General features: G+C 39.6%; 18 protein-coding genes. 14 read left to right on the plus strand and 4 right to left on the minus strand.

Annotated elements, in window-relative coordinates; translation table 11 throughout:
* The first annotated feature begins 63 nt into the window (after positions 1–63).
* The 6 genes from IQ244_RS08045 (at position 64) to IQ244_RS08070 (ending at position 6454) form a co-directional block, all read left to right on the plus strand.
* The gene (locus IQ244_RS08045) at positions 64–3225 is read left to right on the plus strand and encodes a tetratricopeptide repeat protein (protein WP_193891816.1); all 3162 of its coding nucleotides are present in this window, start codon (positions 64–66) and stop codon (positions 3223–3225) included.
* Positions 3226–3485: 260 nt separating this feature from the next.
* The gene (locus IQ244_RS08050) at positions 3486–3728 is read left to right on the plus strand and encodes a type II toxin-antitoxin system Phd/YefM family antitoxin (RefSeq protein WP_193892084.1); all 243 of its coding nucleotides are present in this window, start codon (positions 3486–3488) and stop codon (positions 3726–3728) included.
* Positions 3725–3988 (plus strand): Txe/YoeB family addiction module toxin, encoded by a 264-nt coding sequence (locus tag IQ244_RS08055; protein ID WP_193891819.1) that lies wholly within the window; start codon positions 3725–3727, stop codon positions 3986–3988. Before IQ244_RS08050 ends, IQ244_RS08055 begins: the two co-directional genes overlap by 4 nt.
* Positions 3989–4078: 90 nt before the next feature.
* Positions 4079–4792, plus strand: a complete 714-nt coding sequence (locus IQ244_RS08060; RefSeq protein WP_193891822.1) for a TIGR04283 family arsenosugar biosynthesis glycosyltransferase — start codon at positions 4079–4081, stop codon at positions 4790–4792.
* A gap of 108 nt (positions 4793–4900) precedes the next feature.
* Positions 4901–5656: a TVP38/TMEM64 family protein gene (locus IQ244_RS08065; protein WP_193891825.1), complete on the plus strand. Its 756-nt coding sequence runs from the start codon at positions 4901–4903 to the stop codon at positions 5654–5656.
* An 81-nt stretch (positions 5657–5737) separates the two neighbouring features.
* Positions 5738–6454 carry a TVP38/TMEM64 family protein gene (locus IQ244_RS08070; RefSeq protein WP_228058804.1) on the plus strand — a complete coding sequence of 239 codons (717 nt, stop codon included), beginning with the start codon at positions 5738–5740 and terminating at the stop codon, positions 6452–6454.
* Positions 6455–6738: 284 nt separating this feature from the next.
* On the opposite strand, the gene IQ244_RS08075 is transcribed toward IQ244_RS08070, so the two are convergent.
* Entirely contained in the window at positions 6739–7530 is a 792-nt protein-coding gene (locus IQ244_RS08075; RefSeq protein WP_322746036.1) for a hypothetical protein, read from the minus strand.
* 3 nt (positions 7531–7533) lie between these two features.
* Complete coding sequence (locus tag IQ244_RS08080; protein ID WP_193891831.1) at positions 7534–9510, minus strand: heavy metal translocating P-type ATPase; 1977 nt, start codon at positions 9508–9510, stop codon at positions 7534–7536.
* A 247-nt stretch (positions 9511–9757) separates the two neighbouring features.
* Between IQ244_RS08080 and IQ244_RS08085 the strand changes: the two genes are divergently transcribed.
* Both IQ244_RS08085 and IQ244_RS08090 read left to right on the plus strand, forming a co-directional pair.
* Positions 9758–11086 (plus strand): Nramp family divalent metal transporter, encoded by a 1329-nt coding sequence (locus IQ244_RS08085; protein WP_193891835.1) that lies wholly within the window; start codon positions 9758–9760, stop codon positions 11084–11086.
* Positions 11087–11141: 55 nt separating this feature from the next.
* Positions 11142–11810 (plus strand): tetratricopeptide repeat protein, encoded by a 669-nt coding sequence (locus IQ244_RS08090; RefSeq protein ID WP_193891838.1) that lies wholly within the window; start codon positions 11142–11144, stop codon positions 11808–11810.
* On the opposite strand, the gene IQ244_RS08095 is transcribed toward IQ244_RS08090, so the two are convergent.
* Positions 11807–13033 (minus strand): hypothetical protein, encoded by a 1227-nt coding sequence (locus tag IQ244_RS08095; protein ID WP_228058805.1) that lies wholly within the window; start codon positions 13031–13033, stop codon positions 11807–11809. The genes IQ244_RS08090 and IQ244_RS08095 overlap by 4 nt on opposite strands.
* On the opposite strand from IQ244_RS08095, the gene IQ244_RS08100 reads away from it, so the two are divergent.
* Positions 13020–13172 carry a hypothetical protein gene (locus tag IQ244_RS08100; protein ID WP_193891841.1) on the plus strand — a complete coding sequence of 51 codons (153 nt, stop codon included), beginning with the start codon at positions 13020–13022 and terminating at the stop codon, positions 13170–13172. The genes IQ244_RS08095 and IQ244_RS08100 overlap by 14 nt on opposite strands.
* Here the strand turns inward: IQ244_RS08100 and IQ244_RS08105 are convergent.
* Entirely contained in the window at positions 13169–13360 is a 192-nt protein-coding gene (locus tag IQ244_RS08105; protein WP_193891844.1) for a CbtB-domain containing protein, read from the minus strand. The two genes, IQ244_RS08100 and IQ244_RS08105, sit on opposite strands and share 4 nt — an antisense overlap.
* Positions 13361–13941: 581 nt before the next feature.
* Here IQ244_RS08105 and IQ244_RS08110 point away from each other — a divergent pair.
* The 5 genes from IQ244_RS08110 (at position 13942) to IQ244_RS08130 (ending at position 18860) form a co-directional block, all read left to right on the plus strand.
* A complete protein-coding gene (locus IQ244_RS08110; protein WP_193891847.1) occupies positions 13942–14325 on the plus strand; it encodes a hypothetical protein in 384 nt (127 codons plus the stop codon).
* A 612-nt stretch (positions 14326–14937) separates the two neighbouring features.
* Positions 14938–16503 (plus strand): CPBP family intramembrane glutamic endopeptidase, encoded by a 1566-nt coding sequence (locus IQ244_RS08115; RefSeq protein ID WP_193891850.1) that lies wholly within the window; start codon positions 14938–14940, stop codon positions 16501–16503.
* A gap of 905 nt (positions 16504–17408) precedes the next feature.
* Positions 17409–17687, plus strand: a complete 279-nt coding sequence (locus IQ244_RS08120) for a TM2 domain-containing protein (protein WP_193891853.1) — start codon at positions 17409–17411, stop codon at positions 17685–17687.
* Positions 17688–18060: 373 nt separating this feature from the next.
* A complete protein-coding gene (locus IQ244_RS08125; protein WP_193891856.1) occupies positions 18061–18327 on the plus strand; it encodes a TM2 domain-containing protein in 267 nt (88 codons plus the stop codon).
* A gap of 191 nt (positions 18328–18518) precedes the next feature.
* The gene (locus IQ244_RS08130; protein ID WP_322746039.1) at positions 18519–18860 is read left to right on the plus strand and encodes a DUF2752 domain-containing protein; all 342 of its coding nucleotides are present in this window, start codon (positions 18519–18521) and stop codon (positions 18858–18860) included.
* Positions 18861–19227 lie beyond the last annotated feature (367 nt).

Below are 19227 nucleotides of genomic sequence, written 5' to 3' on the forward strand. Positions count from 1 at the left end.
TTTAGCTATTAGCCTCAGAATTAATTCTGAGGCGGGTGTGACAACCGATGCACTTAACCATATATGCCTGAAGATTTTAAAAAGTTAAGCGACAAAATTGGTCAGGTTATCCTCCCTGGCGGGAAAGGAATCATTGAAAAATTAGTTATAGAAGGACAAAAACAATTAACCCCCACAAAACACATACCTTATCGCGGTTCTGTTAACTTTGTCGGGCGTGAACAAGAACTGACACTTGTGCATGAGGATTTGCAGCGTGGTAATTATGTCGCAATATCAGGGATGGGAGGTGTAGGTAAAACTGAACTTGCTACCCAATACGCTAAACAATATCAAGATAATTATGACGGAATAACTTGGTTTAATGACAGAGCCAGTAATCTCGCGGCTGAAGTTTTGAGCTTTTTTGTGCAGCTTGGTTTCGAGATTCCCCAAGAACAAGGCGGAAGACTGTTAACCCTACAAGAACAAGTTGCTTGGTGTTGGTTGCAATATCCCCAAGCTGACTTACCTATATTAATAGTCTTTGATGATGTCACCAGCTTAGACAACCTGCGCGGAGTTGTCCCCAGCGATAACCGCTTTCGGGTTTTGGTGACAACTCGACTGCGAAATTTAGATCCAAACTTTATTCAAGAGATTCCCTTAGATGTTCTCTCGCCAAAAAAAGCATTAGAACTGTTAAAAAAATTGTTGGGGAAAGACAAGCGAGTAGACAACCAACCACAAGCCGCCAACGCAATATGTGAATGTCTAGAATATTTACCTTTGGGGATAGAGTTAGTTGGTGCTTATTTAGCACAAGACCCAGATTTACATTTATATATAATGTTGGAGCGATTGCAACAACGCAAGTTAGCCGAAGCAGCACTACAAGACAGAGAAACACTCAACTCAACTCAACTGGGAGTGAAAGCCGCCTTTGCTTTAACTTGGGAAGAACTCGAACCACTGACGCAACAACTAGGCAGATTTTTGAGTTTATTTGCGCCCCAGTCAATTTTATGGGATTTGGTGATGTGGGTGTCGACTGGTGGAGATGATGAAGATGATCCTCCTGCAAGCGATGATGTAAACACTAGTCAAATTACCCCCCTTAATCCCCCCTTGGAAAGGGGGGAGACTAGAGAGTCTAGTTCCCTCCCCTTTACAAGGGGAGGGTTAGGGTGGGGTAATTCAACTGAAATCAACGAAGCGAAAAAACAACTCTACAAGCGTCATTTGCTGCAACAAGTAGAAGACAGCCAAGGATATTATAAAATTCATGCTTTAGTGCGGTGGTTTTTGCAAGAACAGTTAGCCAATGCTGGTGAGATGAAGTCAGTTTTAGAAACCACCTTTGCTTCTGCAATGATAACCAAAGCTAAAACCCTTCCCCATTCACCCACCTCTAAAGATATCGAACGTGTTAAAGATGTTATTCCCCACATTGAAGACTTGGGAGAACGGATAATTGTAGAAGTAAAGCAAGCAAAAGAACAACAGATAAATTCCCCAGCATCAGTCCCAAATGATGACGTAACTTGGGTATTTGAAGGAGTAGTAAGATTTTATGAGGGACAAGGACTATATCAATCAGCAGAACCTTGGTGTGAACAATGCCTCAAAATTTGCCCAGCTTTATTCACAGGTGATCATCCCGATGTCGCATCTAGCTTGGACAGATTAGCTCGACTTTACCGTAGCCAAGGCAGGTATGGTGAAGCCGAACCTTTGTACATTGAAGCCTTGGCAATGATAAAGCGGTTATTCTCAAGAGATCATCCCAATGTCGCATCTAGCTTGAACAATTTAGCCGCACTCTACGATAGCCAAGGGCGGTACAGCCAAGCTGAACGTCGGTTAATTAAAGTCTTGGCGATGAGAAAACGGTTATTCACAGGCGATCATCCCGATCTCGCACAAAGCTTGAACAATTTAGCTTTACTCTACAAAAGGCAAAGAAAGTTCAGCAAAGCCGAACCTCTGTTCATCGAAGCCTTGGCGATGAGAAAGCGGTTATTCACAGGCGATCATCCCGATGTCGCTACTAACTTGAACAATTTAGCTGTACTCTATGATAGTCAAGGGCGGTACAGACAAGCTGAACCTTTTTACATCGAAGCCTTGGCGATGAGAAAACGGTTATTTACAGGTGATCATCCCGATGTCGCATTCAGCTTGAACAATTTAGCTCAACTCTACAGAGACCAAGGGAGGTTCACCGAATCCGAACCTCTGTTAATGGAAGCTTTAGCGATGTGTCAACGGGTGTTAGGGAATAATCATCCCAATACAGTCACAGTGAGAGAAAGTTTTGCACGGTTAACTCCCATTGCTATTTGGAAATGGCGGTTAGCTTATTTTGTAGGCAGGTTGTTAACTATAGTAATTTTACCATTTTATTTATTGTGGCAACTGGCTAAGGCAATGATATTGTTTTTCCCGTTTTATTTATTGAACAATTTAGCCCTACTCTACGATAGCCAAGGGCGATATAGCGAAGCCGAACCTCTGTACATCAAAGCTTTGGCGATGACAAAGCGGTTATTCCCAGGCGATCATCCCGATGTCGCAAGTAGCTTGAACAATTTAGCCGCACTCTACTATAACCAAGGGCAGTACAGCCAAGCCGAACCTTTGTACATCGAAGCCTTGGCGATGTACAAGCGTTTATTCCCAGGCGATCATCCCGATGTCGCAAGTAGCTTGAACAATTTAGCTGTACTCTATGATAGCCAAGGGCGGTACAGCCAAGCCGAACCTTTGTACATCGAAGCCTTGGCGATGTACAAGCGGTTATTCCCAGGCGATCATCCCGATGTCGCAAGTAGCTTGAACAATTTAGCCGCACTCTACTATAACCAAGGGCGGTACAGCCAAGCCGAACCTTTGTACATCGAAGCCTTGGCGATGTACAAGCGGTTATTCCCAGGCGATCATCCCGATGTCGCAAGTAGCTTGAACAATTTAGCCCTACTCTACGATAGCCAAGGGCGGTACAGCGAAGCCGAACCTCTGTATATCGAAGCTTTGGCGATGACAAAGCGGTTGTTCACAGGCGATCATCCCGATGTCGCACGTAGTTTGCACAATTTAGCTTACCTCTACAATAGCCAAGGGCGGTACAGCGAAGCCGAACCTTTGTACATCGAAGCCTTGGCGATGTGTCAACGGGTGTTAGGGGATAATCATCCCAATACAGTCACAGTAAGAGAAAATTTGGCAATTATGCAACGCCAGTGAACTCCTGTTCCTATTTGGCAACGGTGGTTAAGTAGGTTTTTCCAATTATTATTAGGTATATTAACATTACCGTTTTATTTATTGTGGCAACTGGCTAGAAAATTAATTCGTAATTCGTAATTATGCGAGAGGTTCAGATCCCCGACTTTTTTAAGAAGTCGGGGATCTAGTTGTATCAATAATCAAGGTGCGATGGTTTTGTTATAGGCAAATCGCTGTTTGTAGATAAAATAAAGTAATTGTCACTCAAAAACACCATGATGTCTTCGCTTCCTGTCAACGAAGCTCAAAAGCATTTGCAACAGCTAATCGACCAAGTTGCAGAACAAGGTAAACCTGTAATTATTCAAGGCGATCGCGGTAATGCTATTCTCTTGTCAGAAAAAGATTGGTCTGCAATTCAGGAAACTCTCTACTTATTATCTGTTCCTGGAATGCGAGAATCTATCAAAGAAGGACTAGCAACTCCTCTTCAAGAATGCGATGAGGAATTGGATTGGTGAGTTGGCGATTAGTTTACACAAAACAAGCACAAAAAGATGCGAAGAAACTAGCCTCTAGTAATTTAAAAGAGAAAGCTGAGGAATTACTCGCCATCCTTGAACAAAACCCTTGGCAAAACCCTCCACCTTACGAAAAGCTAGTTGGCGACTTAACAGGTGCGTATTCTCGCAGAATAAATATACAGCACAGATTAGTATATGAAATCATTGAATCCGACCAAGTAGTCAAAATAATTCGGATGTGGACACATTATGAGTAAATGCGTAAACGCGTAGAGACTCGTTTTCAGTCATCACCTTTCATCTTCAATAACTGTAGTATGCTTACATAACCCGTGTAAATCATACTAATGAGTTTGGTAAACCTGACTACTGCTCAAGTTTCTATTATTATCCCCACTCTCAACGAAGCCGGAAATATTAAAGGAGCGATCGCCAGCACTCAATCTAGTGCAAATATAGAAGTGATTGTGGTTGATGGTGGTTCTAGCGATGACACCGTAAATATTGCTCAATCGTTGGGTGCTAAAGTTATTTTCTCATCTCCCGGACGCGCGGTGCAAATGAATGCGGGTGCGGCGGTGGCAAGTGGCGATGTATTGTTGTTTCTTCATGCAGATACTCGTTTACCCCTTGGGTTTGATGCAATGATACGCACGGTGCTACAACAGCCTAAAACAGTGGCTGGTGCGTTTAATTTGCAGATTGATCACCCAGGTTTAGGTTTAAGGTTGGTGGAATTGGGGGTAAAATGGCGATCGCATTTTTTACAAATGCCTTATGGTGATCAAGCAATCTTTTTAACTCAAAAAGTATTTCAACAAATTGGTGGTTTTCCTGAATTACCCATTATGGAAGACTTTGAATTAATTCGGCGATTAAAGTCTACGGGAAACATTGTCATTATCAATACGCCAGTAATTACTTCGGCTCGTAGATGGTTGCAAAAAGGAGTTATTCAAACTACCTTACTCAATCAAATTATTGTGATTGCTTATTTATTTGGCGTTTCCCCTGTGCGAATTCGTAGTTGGTATCGCCGAGAAAGATTTAGGAAGAATTAAGCTATTTCTCATTTAAATAGTTTATTTTAATGAAAGGGTGTGTAACAAACCACAGAGACGCAGAGAACACGGAGAGATGTTTTCCCGAATGATTTAGGATTAAAAATCATGGTGACACAATCAGAATCAAAATTAAAGGGCAAACTCAAATTTTTATTATTAAGTGTGTTTGTCGCCGAATTAATAGTTGCTTCTAGATTTTTCAACTTTCAATCAATTTTACATACTTTGATTTCTCAAGTGCAGAGTCTTGGCGTTTGGGGTGTTGTCGCCTATATATTTATTTATAATTTAGCAACATTATTATTGGTTCCTGGTTCTGTTCTAACTTTAAAAGCAGGGTGTTTATTTGGGTTATTCTGGGGTTCAGTCTATGTCTTAATTGCCGCTATAATTGGGGCAACTTTTGCTTTTTTGATTGGGCGTTATTTATCCCGTGATTGGGTATCACGCCAATTAGAGAAACATCCTCAACTAAAAGCGATTGATTTAGCGGTTGCCAAAGAAGGCTGGAAAATTGTCTTATTAACGCGGTTATGTCCACTGTTTCCCTTCAACTTGATAAATTACGTTTTTGGTGTAACGCAAGTTTCTCTCAAGGACTATGTATTAGGTTCTTTCGGCATTATCCCCGGAACAGTTATGTATGTCTATATTGGGACATTAGCCGGCAATTTAGCCCTGACTAATATGCCAAATCAATCCCTCACGCCAGAGGCAAAAACTTATCAACTGATTATGCAAATTATTGGTTTAATTGCTACTGTGGCTGTGACTATTTATCTTACTAAAATTGCCCAAAAAGCTTTAGCTCAAAGTATGACAGACATAGATACAGTTCCAGAGCAAAATAAAAAACTTTAAATATTTATTATTGGCGGTTTATATCTATTTAATATGAAAAATAAATTCAATTGGCGAAACTCAAGTAAGCTTTTCCTGGCAATGTTAGCAATTATAACTGTGGCGATCGCAATTTTATTTTATCCCGAATCTGCTCTTGCCCAAACCACATCACCAAGCACTTCTTTCAACCCCCAAATTCTTTTACGTGATGCTTTGCAATGGATTGAGAGTTTAGGAACAGTAGGTGCGATCGCTTTTATTGCACTGTATATTATTGCTACCGTTGCTTTTTTACCCGGTTCAATTCTCACCTTGGGCGCTGGTGTGGTTTTTGGTGTGGTTTGGGGTTCTTTGTATGTGTTTGTGGGTGCGACTCTAGGCGCAACATCTGCATTTTTAGTTGGACGTTATTTAGCGAGGAGTTGGGTTGCAAATAAAATTGCCAATAATCAAAATTTTGCCGCAATTGACCGCGCCGTAGGTCGAGAAGGGTTAAAAATTGTTTTATTAACTAGACTTTCTCCCATCTTTCCCTTCAATTTATTAAACTATGCTTTTGGTGTCACAGGAGTTTCGTTAAAAGATTATTTTATTGGCTCCGTTGGCATGATTCCTGGCACAATTATGTATGTTTATATTGGTTCCTTGGCGGGGAATTTAGCATTAATTGGTACAGACAGTCAACCAAATAACCCGACAATACAATGGGCTATTCGGATAATTGGCTTTATCGCCACAGTTGCAGTGACAGTTTATGTCACCCGCATCGCCAGGAATGCTTTAGCAGAAGAGGTAAAAATCAAAGATGAAGTCTGAAGGATAAAATTTCATTTCTTGATTTACAGTTTATACCGCGCACAATTCCTCTAAAGAGGACTCAACAAGAAATTTATAGGCTCAAATAAAAAGAAGTGGCAAAGCCACTTCATCATTCCCAGGTAGAACCTAGAGATAAGTATAGCGATTCCAAGAATCGAAAATGGTATAAATAAACACTGATTAATCTGAGATTCCCGTTTTCCCTGCTGATCAGCTATGAGGTTAGAGGCTAGAGGTCAGGGAAGATATACCTTATTTGATGGGTAATTACTTTTTGACTATCAATACTGACCTGGGTTAAGTACAACAATCATCTGTGAAACCCGCATTCTTAAGGGCTTCCAGTGAGGGTTACTAGAAGAAAAGGTGCTGTCACCTAATACAGCACGATAGTGATTAGGATATTTTTGGTCAGCATTGGGCGCAGCGTCGACTTGCAGAATGAGTTTACCCTGATAACGGGATAGTCGGCTGCTGTCTAGCAAAATCGTCCCGCTATAGTCCCAACCCAGTCCATACAGCTTAAAGTTGCCTAATTTTTGGCGTAACTCACTCCACGGAGTACTAATACCAATACCTTCGCGGGTTTTCCAAGCAGTTCCTAAGTTACGCACATCTAAAGGTTTAGTCCGAGTTTTATCACTCCAAACTATTAAAAGCGATCGCTCTCGACCTAAGTTTAACTGAGTAGCGGCAAAACTACCGATTCCTTCCGCGCCAGAAATAGTTTTATCAACTAACCAAGATGTACCAAATAGCTTGACTAAATCTTTTTTGCTGGTTGTGGGTGTAATCGGCCCAACTCGTTCACCAGGAACAATTAAGGTATCTTTTAACAGTTGTGATTGTGCAACGGTGAGGTGATGAAAGTTATTTTGTGGTATTGCAACGCCTGGGTTGGCTGAGTAGCTAATTAATAAAGCTAATGCAGCAGTTGTGAGGTTTTTAATTGGTAGATTCACTATATTTTTTAGTTGAGTAGTAGGAGTTAAAGTGACGACTCCTACGGCTAACAGTTCCTTTTTTAGTTTACTCAGTGCGGAATGCTGAGTACTCTTATTTTGACTCAGCACTTTTTATTTCATGATTCTAGTGGCGTTAAAAATAGCCAACAAAGCTACACCAACATCAGCAAACACAGCTTCCCACATTGTGGCTACACCAAAAATACCCAAACCAATAAATACAGTTTTAATTGCTAAGGCGAAACTAATATTTTGCCAAACAATTGTGCGGGTTTTGCGCGCAATTTGAATTGCTGTGGCTACTTTTGAGGGTGCATCTGTCATGATGACTATATCGGCAGTTTCTATGGCTGCATCTGAGCCTAAACCACCCATCGCCATCCCTACATCGGCTCTAGCGATGACTGGTGCATCATTAATTCCATCACCAACAAAGGCGACTTTTCCATATTTACTTTTGGGGCTGAGTAACTTTTCAATTGCCGAGACTTTTTCTTCGGGTAATAACTCGGCAATATATGAATCTATCCCAAGTTGTTGAGAAATTTGAGCCGCGATCGCCTGATTATCTCCTGTTAACATGACTGTTCTTTCTACGCCTAATTTTTTCAATGCTTGAATCGCTTCTCTAGCATCAGTTTTCAACTCATCAGCGATGATCATATATCCAGCGTAAATATGGTCTACTGCTAGATGGACAACTGTCCCTTCTATATTGCAGGTATCATGGTTAATCTGCTCTTGATGAAGTAGGCGATCGCTTCCCGCTAATACCACTTTATTTCCTACTTTTGCCCTAATTCCTAGACCGGCAATTTCTGCATAATCTGTAATTTCTGATATATCAAAACTATCACCATATTCCTCCCTAATTGATTGGGCAATAGGATGATGAGAATGGGCTTCTACTTTGGCAGCTAATTCTAGAATTTCTCCTTCACTATACCCATTGAACGGGACAATTTCCACTACTTTAAATACGCCTTTTGTCAAAGTACCTGTTTTATCAAAAACTACTGTTTTAACCGTAGTTAACGCATCTAAAAACATTGAACCTTTGACTAAAATACCGCGTTTAGCAGCACCACCAATTCCCCCAAAGTAGCCCAGTGGTATACTAATCACCAGTCCACAAGGGCAAGAAATAACTAATAATATCAAAGCCCGATAAACCCATTCTGAAGATGTAGCTCTAGGAATGAATAAAGGTGGTAATATTGCGACTGCTAGAGATATAAAAACAACTATTGGTGTGTAATAACGAGCAAATTTTGTAATGAATTTCTCGGTTTCGGCTTTTTTACTTCTCGCATTTTGCACTAAGTCCAAAATCTTAGCAATGGAAGATTCATTAAATAGTTTTGTGACTTGAATTTTTAGCAAGCCACCTTGATTGATTGTCCCAGCTAATACTGTGTCTCCTACCCTCACAGTTTGTGGTACAGATTCTCCAGTTAACGCAGATGTATCAATCTGTGAATTTCCGGTGATGATTTCACCATCTAAAGGAATCTTTTCGCCTGGTTTAATAACTACAATTTCTCCAATTTTTACAGTTTCAGGAGATACTTTATTGATGTTACCTTCTGTCTCCAGATTTGCATAATCTGGGCGTATCTCTAATAAAGCTTTAATCGAATTGCGCGAACGACTGACAGCAATATCCTGAAATAACTCTCCAATTTTGTAAAACAACATTACACCAACGGCTTCGGGTAATTTATGAATTGCCAAAGCGCCTAGTGTGGCGATTGTCATTAAAAATGTTTCATCAAAAATTCTACCTCGGAGAATATTTCGTCCGGCTGTTTTTAAAACACTCCATCCACTGAGGAGATAAGCAGGAATAAAAACTAGATATTCACCGATAGCATAAGGTGTGTTGTGTAATTGTTGCTCAAAAACTATTCCAGATATATATAAAATGCCAATCAGAATTAGACAATATATTTCGTTTTTGAAGATAAATTCTCCACCGTGGTCATGATTATGATTATCATCGTGATTATGTTCATGAGCATGGTGATAATTTTCATGATGATCATGACTGCAACAACTGGAAGATTCTGAATGTGTTTTATGCTGCATTTTGTCAAAATTCTGGTTGATTTAAAATATGAGCGTACATTCAAATTTATTAGAAATAAATACTTTTTGCAAGATGTAAATTTCAAGAAAGAGAATCTTTCTCAATCTTTAATTGGAAATATGTTGTTTAGTTTGCCAAGAAATTTTCAGTCAAGGTATATATTTGCGAATTTACCTCTAGAAAGATGTGAGTGTGTCAGACTTTTGTAAAATTATGAGTAAATTATGAAAAAATGAGTCAAAACGAATGCCCTTTTCCGAGAATGGTGCTAAAAAGCCTAGCCTACCTGAAGTCCACCGCAGTATTAAAGTCCCGCAAACAAACAGTTTCTGGCGGAAGATATTGGCGTATGCAGGGCCAGGATATCTAGTTTCTGTAGGATATATAGATCCTGGAAACTGGGCAACTGATTTAGCTGGTGGGGCTAAATTTGGCTATACACTGCTAACGGTGATTATGCTTTCTAACTTGATGGCGATTTTAATGCAGTCGCTTTGTGTGCGATTGGGGGTGGCGACTGGGAGAGATTTAGCCCAAGCTTGTCGGGATTATTTTAGCCCGCGTGTGAGCTTTTGTTTATGGTTGTTGTGTGAGATTGCGATCGCCGCTTGTGATTTAGCAGAAGTTTTAGGAAGTGCGATCGCGCTACAATTGCTTTTTGGCATTCCCCTGAGTTGGGGTGTATGTATCACAGCCTTAGATGTATTTATATTGTTATTTTTACAAAATAAAGGCTTTCGTTATACGGAAGCCTTGGTAATTATGTTAGTAGCAACTGTTAGCATTTGTTTTGGAGTAGAAATTATATTTTCCCGTCCTGATTGGGGTGGAATTTTATTAGGCTATGCTCCCAAAATCGAAATTTTGCAAAATCCAGGAATGCTGTACATTGCTATTGGAATTTTGGGGGCAACAGTCATGCCACACAATCTATATTTGCACTCATCAATTGTTCAAACCCGTGCTTGGCAACCAACTACAGAAAAGCGATGGGAAGCAATTAAATTTGGTACAATTGATTCAACATTTGCTTTGTGTTTTGCACTGTTAATTAATTCGGCAATATTAATTGTAGCTGCCGCAACCTTTCATTTCTCAGGACATCAAGATGTTGCCGAAATTCAAGATGCTTATAAATTACTTTCTCCTTTGTTGGGTGTGAATGCAGCTAGTGCGATTTTTGGGTTAGCCTTATTAGCCTCTGGACAAAGTTCAACCCTCACAGCCACCTTAGCCGGGCAAATTGTCATGGAAGGCTTCTTAAATTTACGACTGAAACCTTGGTTACGTCGATTATTGACAAGAATAATAGCAATTGCCCCAGCTTTAATTTGTATTATTTATTTTGGTGAAAAAAGTACAAGCAGCTTATTAATTTTTAGTCAAGTAATTTTAAGTTTACAGCTATCATTTGCCGTAGTCCCATTAGTGATGTTTACCAGTAATCGCCGCTTAATGGGTGAATTTGTCAATCCTTGGTGGATAAAAATCTTATCGTGGTTAGTAGCGATCGCCATAATTATTTTAAATGTTTGGTTGTTATTGCAAACTATTTCTGGCTGGTTCTTTGGTTAAAATATTGAAATAGGAGAAATCCTCGCTAGTACTGCAAATGTGAAGAGGTCAAATTATGAACCATATCCGACAAAAAATTGCAGTTTTGGGAATGACAATCTTGTTTGGTGCAACACCTGCGGTTGTCTATGCAGCAACACCAAGCAAGCAAACAGATTTTCAAGAATATTTTCAACAAGGGGTGCAAAAGCTAGAACAAGGTAACTTTAGTGCAGCAATTGCAGATTTTGACAAAGTAGTGCAGCAGAACCCTAAATTTTACGAAGGTTTTTGTTTGCGAGGTTTAGCTAAATCGCAAATCGGCGACTTACCAGCAGCAATTACTGATTTTAACCAAGCACTACAACTCAATCCTAACCATGTAGATGCTTATAATAGCCGGGGAACTGCTCATGCTCAACTGGGAAATCTGCAAAAAGCTATTGCGGACTTTAACACTACACTCAAAATTGATCCCCAGTCTGTAGATGCTTACTACAATCGCGGACTGGCTTACTTTAAACAGAAAAATACCCAAGCAGCAATAGCTGATTTTAACCAAGCAATTAGCTTAAATCCTCAGTTAGCTGATGCTTACGGTAATCGCGGACTGGCTAAATATACTTTAGGAGATCAGCGTAGCGCGATCGCTGATTTACAGCAAGCAGCCACACTTTTTCGCCAGCAAGGAGACACCGCAAGCTATCAACAAACCCAAACCTTGATTCAACAGGTGCAACGTTAGTATTGTGGACTCAGTTTCCGTCTTAGCTGCAATCCAACTAACAAACCAATAATAATAATACCTGTGAGGTAAGCCAAAACAATTAACCGGATGGACAACGGTGGCGCAACTCCTTCTACATCTACATTTTTTTGCACCCGCAGAGGTGAAAATTGCCGTGATGAGTTTGGCTGAGGCGAAACTTCTACCTGAATATTATGAGGTGCGCCATCAAAAAATTGCTGTTCCCACGAAAGTTTCCCGGCTGCATCTGGGGTACCTTGGTAAGCGAAAGGAACCCAGCCATCTTCTTGTGCAGTGGTTTTAATATTTAATAAAACATCAGAAACAGGCTGCTTGGTTTTTTCATCAACAACCTGCACTTGTAATTTAGCAGGTTGACCAACTGTAGCACTCACATCTCCTAATAGTTGCACTTCTAAACCCTGTTGTCTGACAATCCCGTAGTTATCAGTTTCCGGTTCAGCCGCAGATCTGTGGTGGTGATCTCCTTCAGCTTCAGCCGCAGATGTGTGATGGTGATGTTCTTCGTGAGATGTCTGCGATTGTGCCATTTCTGAACTTAGGTTAATTGCTAATAAAGCAATGATGGCCATCACAGTTGCACCACTCAACAATAATCTTACCCGTTGGGGGGCAATTTCTCCTGGTTGGGTTTCTTGTCGTCCCCCAATTACCCAGCCACCACCTAAGCCGACAATCAACAGAATTCCGGCGAGAATGGCAAAATTACGATATTTAACTGGATTTTCGGGAACTGACAGATTGAGAGTTTGCTGAATTGGCGTAAAAGCATTCGGCGTGATCGGGGTAACATTCACTTGTAGTTGATAATTACCCCGAATTGGTAAAATTTGCTGGACTTGCAGTTGACCTTGAGATGCGATCGCTTGTATATCTAATAGCTTGGTTCCCTCAACGATGGGAAAATCTGTGGTAAACCAAGGATTTTGCGGGGGAGTAAAGATTTTTAAATTGATTTTGGCATTTTCTACAGGTTTACCTGTTGCATCTACAGCTTGTAGTGTCAGTTTTTCAGGTAATTGGGGTGTTTTGGCTTCTGCCTCAAAAGGTATGATTTGGCTAATAGGTGGTTCAGTAGTTAATCGCACATTGGCTTGAGGCGACAGAGAAAAGCCAGCAGAGTGATTAAACCCAACACCCATCAAACTAGCCACAGCACTGAGAAGTAGATAAACCTTGAACTTTTTGATTTTAAGCATATCTCTGGAAGAGGCTAGAGTAGATCATCTAACCGTAGCGATCGCCATCATTTTGATATATTTCGCGGGTGATGGGGAGAATAGTTTAAATTTCTTATCTCCCTACTTCCCCATCGGTTTAGGCAGTCAAGACCTCTAATGACATCCTACTAGCAAAGTGTGGTGACGTACTGAGTGTACGCGATCGTGAATGGCTGGGTTAGTAGTAAAGTAAACAGTCCAAAGTGTCAAGGCGCACAAAGAAACATAAAGCGTGGCTTGTACAGGTGTGGATAAAGTCACACTTGCTGTTTTTGTCAAAACTGAAGGATGAGTTTGAGTAGTCATTAAATACCTCGGATGAGTATAAAACATTTAACGCATCGGTAAGGATTATAGCTAAGAGTAGCTTTAACTGCTTTACAGTTGTCACCTTGAAGGTGGCAACTGAAGTTTATCCACAATCTCTAATAGTAGCTATTTATATAAAACCGATTATTAAGCAGATAACACAATTCTTCCTATTTTACCACCGTGCAATTCTATATCTTGATGTTTTTTGGTAGACCAGAAAAAATTTGATGTACTCATTAATTTTATTGAGTTGGTTTGTATTCTTTGCTGGCTTATTGATGTGAGCCGGAATAACAAATTATGTGACTTACTTTAGACAAGAATAGAACAGAATTTCTGCTAATTTTAGGCAAAAATGGCAGAAATGATCAAATAGATTAGTTATATAGGAACTAGTTAAATTACTGAAATTATTTGTGTAGGGAGGGAACAGGAAACAATCTCGGAAAATAATAGATAATTGTTGGAAAAATCAAATATGCGTCTGATATTTACTAGGGAGCATCAACATCATCTTGACCAGACACAATTAATAGGATAGGCTTGGCAATCAGAGATGTTCTATCAGGAAATATATGAACAAGAAATTAGTATTGAATTTGCTTTCCAGTTCGGCAATTTTTACTTCTCTGATGTCTACATTGGCAGCCCTACATCCAGCCCATGCATCTGTTAACCTCACCCAACGATTAATGCACACAGATGACGGTCGTACCTGTATTACTAATCCCCACGGTCTGAAAGATTTTGTGTGTATTCGCGATTCTGAAAGAGATCCCAAGGCTGCGCCTGCACCTAAATCTACGGTGGTTTCATCCCAGCCATCTGATAACAACGTTGCCGAACTGAATTTTACAGATGAAGAAAGTGATGCGGCAATCAGAATCTTTAAGTGCGACTGTCCTTATTGCATCAATTCTTTGCGACAATTACGGGGTACAGGTAATTTAGTTTACTAAGCTAAATTTTCTCAATGCAAGTGTCACCCAAAAAGCTTGTGATGGGAATTCATATCTTCGTAAGCCTGCCGTTAAAAAATTTATTTAGCTTTAGAAAATAATCAGGGTAATAGATTTGCTGGGTATGCCTTGAATTTATACTCAGTAACATCTGATTCTCAATTATCCACAGCTTTTGTAACCATACACTATATAGCAATCCTATTTGATTGTAAAAATCGAGAGGCTAATACCAATTTTATGAGTAGAGACGTTGTATACAACGCCTCTACAACAAACGATAAATTGCATCTTCATCCAGAAACGGTAGAAGAACCCGGACTTTGTTAAAAAGTCCGGGTTCTTCTAGTTAAAGCAAAAGTATGGGATAAATTGCTTTGCTCAAATTATTTTGGGCTTAGGTAAGAAATAAGCAGGATTATTTAAGTGGTTTTGGCAAATGATTAGCGCAAGGGAAGGAATGCAGTGGATTGCCATTTAACATAGCGGGATGCTTAGAGCGATCGCTGTCCTTGTAAAGTAGACTCACAATATTGATGATATCTATCCACCTCCTGCTTTTTCTTGCGATAATTCCCAAGGGGCATATTCTGGTTTGTTAAAGGGGGATAGATGACAATCAAACGATTGGTGTTAATAATTTCGACTGTGATAGCGGTTGCATTGGCAACTTTATCTCTAGTCAGTAGTTGGCAAAAACCCCAGTTCCAAAGTCGTCTGGAACTTTATCAAACAAATATTGCGCTGCAAGCCCAAGCTTGGCGGCCAGAAGATGGTGATAATCTTCAGGTGATTCGCCAAGCCATACTCGAAGATCAGCCTCTAGAAAATGCTACAAAGCAATATCAGGAGGCACAAATATCTGTACAAGCTAATCTAGATAAAGTTAAAAACCAACTTGCACAGCTAAGTTCTCAGCCGAAAATTACAACTCCAGCTAAACCTCTACCACAAGACACTGTTGATACTAACGCCTCTCCCGAAGTCACGCGGCAACAATTACAGCAATCCCTGAAACAACAGCAAAAATTACTAGCAGAGTTAGATTTACGCTTAGGCATTTTACAAGCACAACAAGGACAAAAAGACACAGCCTTGAAAACTTGGGGTGAATTAACACAGCCAACACTCAGCACTGAATTTAGCGATACGGCGACTGTCTTAAGTGGAATCTGGAGTGATCCCCCCCGCATTTTACCCAATGCCCAACAGTTGATTCAAAAGAATTTAGATGGTTGGTTTCGTAACACTGCTTTGATTCAGCTATACCAACTCCAGCAGCGTCAAGATTCTTTAGCAACAGTTAAAGCAGAACAGCAATCAGCAGCATCTCAAGCTGTATTTAAACTCACCCTCATCGGTACAATCCCAGCGTTAGCAGCATTTATCGGGACAATCTTGCTGATTTTCTTGGTGACACAAAGGTTACTCAAAGGGAAAGAGGCATTACTCGCACAAAATGGTGATTTAGTTTGGACAACCCCTTGGGATGGCGAAACTATCCTCCAGGTGTTTGTTGTCGGATTTTTCTTTATGGGACAGATTCTTGTTCCCCTTTTGTTGTCTATACTGCCAATTCCTCGCCCGATTGTGGGTGTGCGCCTACAAGCTGTATCTGTGTTAATTAGCTACCTGTTTGTAGCGCTGGGTGCGCTTTCAGTTATGTATTTCTCCATCAAACGGTTTTTCCCTCTGCCACGATTGTGGTTTAAATTCCAGCTACAAGATAATTGGTGGTTGTGGGGTTTAGGGGGTTATTGCACCGCTTTACCTGTAGTTGTGGTGGTGTCGTTGATTAATCAAAAACTCTGGCAAGGACAAGGCGGGAGTAATCCGTTATTGCAATTGGCACTAGAAAGCCAAGATGGGGTAGCACTAGGTATATTTTTCTCTACAGCCGCGATCGCTGCCCCATTATTTGAAGAAATTTTATTTCGGGGCTTTTTACTGCCTTCCCTAACTCGTTACTTACCTGTGTGGGGCGCAATTGTCGCTAGTAGTTTATTGTTTGCGATCGCTCACCTCAGCTTGTCAGAAGTTTTACCACTCACAGCCTTGGGGATCGTCCTGGGAGTAGTCTACACGCGATCGCGCAATCTCCTGGCTCCTATGCTACTCCACAGTCTTTGGAATAGTGGTACACTACTTAGTCTATTCCTCTTGGGAAGTGGTAATTAATAAAACATATCTTCTACGGTTGCGGTAACAAAAAATATCTGATTTCATCTGCGTAGGTCATGATTTTTCGCTGGTCATTACTAAATTAAGTATTCAGCAAATTTTGACTCAAATTTGACAATATTGACGGCAACGAAAATATCAGCATTACTGTTAAATAGATTACAAAACTTCTAGATAAACATTTAGTATTATCTAGATAGTTAAAGCTATCTTTCAGATATTGATTGCCTGTCTATGCTATATGTTGCAAGCAATATTGAATCATAGTCCTTAATGATAGGAGTTACGAAGCACAACTAAATAAGGTATCAGTGTAACTTAAACTCACTGAAACCAAGATGACATAATTTTCTAGTTGAGGAATATATGTCATCTGTGTCTAATTAGACATTTCTCGCTAAATGGGAATCTCATCATTGCAGCCACATCAAAAAAGTCCGGAAATAACATTAATGGACTTGAAGAAAATGGTATGATACCGTCGTTTTTTGCCAATATTGAGTATTTATTCTCTTCCAGAGAAATCATACTTACGCATATGCAAAAAAACTGTCTTTGGTGTCATAATCTCAATTAAATATGTCCATCAAGTAGCTGGCTAGTTCTTAGCGAGAAAGTACTTGTTTTTATCACTCATATTCTGTAGTGTTGCTTTTAAAGTGTTGACATCTTTCTTTGGACAGAAGTTAGGCGTATACTAACAAAACATCCGTTCCCATAAACATTTTTTCCTAGCTTACTATTCATGTGCGACTAAGAAAAACTAAGTTTTTCTTAGCTATTCTGTAATATCTATGTTGATGTTTTAAAATATTAATTACAAAATATTAATTAATATTTACTGCGGCTTAATCAGAAGAAAAATTTAATTTTTTCCCTAATTTTTGAGGAGTAACAATGCTATGGCAAATCTCAACTCTACCAGTAATCCTAATAAGCAACTTCTGGCTGGTTACTGTGGGATTATTTTTGGAGGTTTTGGCGTTCATAAATTTATTTTAGGATACGCCACTGAAGGCTTTATGATGTTAGCGATATCTATAGTTGCAGGCACTTTCACCTACGGCGTTGCCTTGATAGTTATGCAACTTATCGGACTGATTGAAGGCATGATTTATTTAAATAAGTCCTCGGATGAATTTGCAGATACCTACTTTGTGAATAAGCAGGGCTGGTTCTAAAATCTATAGCAATCCTATTTGATTTACAAATTTACTCGTCCAGAAAGGGAACAGGGAACGGGGAACAGCAAAAAGATTCGTTTGTATCTCATTTAGGACTGCTATATCTCCCATAATCTAATTTATTCATCGCTCTTGTGTTCTTCTAGCCAAAAGAGAAAACTAAATTTTTAGTTATTTACAGTAAACAAGAGCCATATATTGAGCAAATAATTACCAATTCATAATTCGTAATTTTGAGGGTACAAGCACCCACTAATTGTAATTACGAATTATGAATTATCATGTATCTAGTGTAAATATCTAGAGACTAAGTAATTATTTAGACGATAAGATTGGAGTATTATTTATGCTTGAGGGGCATTTCCAATCAATGTCTAATAACACTCCCAGTGATACTAGTAGTAAGAAACTTGCAGCGGGAATTTGTGCAATCTTATTAGGAGCTTTAGGTATTCACAAGTTTATTCTTGGTTACACAACCGAAGGCTTGATCATGTTGCTGGTTAGCGTACTCACCTGCGGTTTTGGTGGATTAATCATGAGCATTATTGGTTTAGTAGAAGGAATTATTTACTTAACCAAAACAGACGAGGAATTTGTGACGGCTTATATTGTCAACAAAAAAGGCTGGTTTTAAGCTGATGTTTTAGAATGTTTGTTTGCCGTTGTAATTTTAAGAGTACATCAGTAGTGTTGAAATTATCTTCTTATCCTCTGTCGTGCCACGGTAAACTAATGCGTTGGGGTATATTAGGATTTTCTTATACCCCAATACTTGGGACATATTTTTATAACCGAAATTATAGAATAGGTTTTTTAGTCTGCCCAATCCGACACTTCACGGGGATTCCATGTCCCACCTGTGGTATGACTCGTTCATTTATGGCGATTGGTAGAGGAAATTTGAGCCAAGCAGTAGCCGAGAATTTATTTGGGCCAATTTTATTTGCTGGTTTTGTAATTGTAATAGTTCACGTTACCTTAGAGTTATTAACTAAGCACAAAATTACAGCTTTATATTGTCAACTACTCAGAGTAAGAAAGGTACAAATATTATTTTTAATTACAGTGTTAATTTATCATTCTTTCCGCCTGTATCACATATCGCAAACGGGAGAACTGTCTATGACTTTTACCAAATCTTCTTTAGGTCAATTGCTTTTACAGTAAGTATGAAATGACTATTTAGCAGACCCTTTTGAGCAAACAGTCTGATTTTACTCCTATAGCAGTTCTAAATCATTTGTGAAAAAATAAAGCACATTTGGAAATTTCTCTTTCCTGTCTCCTTTTCCCTGTTCCCTATTCCCTGCCTTAACGAATAATTTTCACAACTCATTTAGGATCGCTATATGCCAACCATCAAACGTAAACATCTCATCTGGTTTTTCTTACTGCTATTAAGCTGCGGCTATTTTAGCACCATGTCTAATTTAGAAATCAATTCTTACTTAAAGAGCATAATTTTTATGCTGCCAATACAGTTTGCCGCTATTGCTTATTTCACTTATCTACGCTGGAACCGCAGTTTAGGCCC

The organism is Nostoc sp. LEGE 06077 (genome assembly GCF_015207705.1).
Classification (GTDB): Bacteria; Cyanobacteriota; Cyanobacteriia; order Cyanobacteriales; family Nostocaceae; genus Nostoc_B.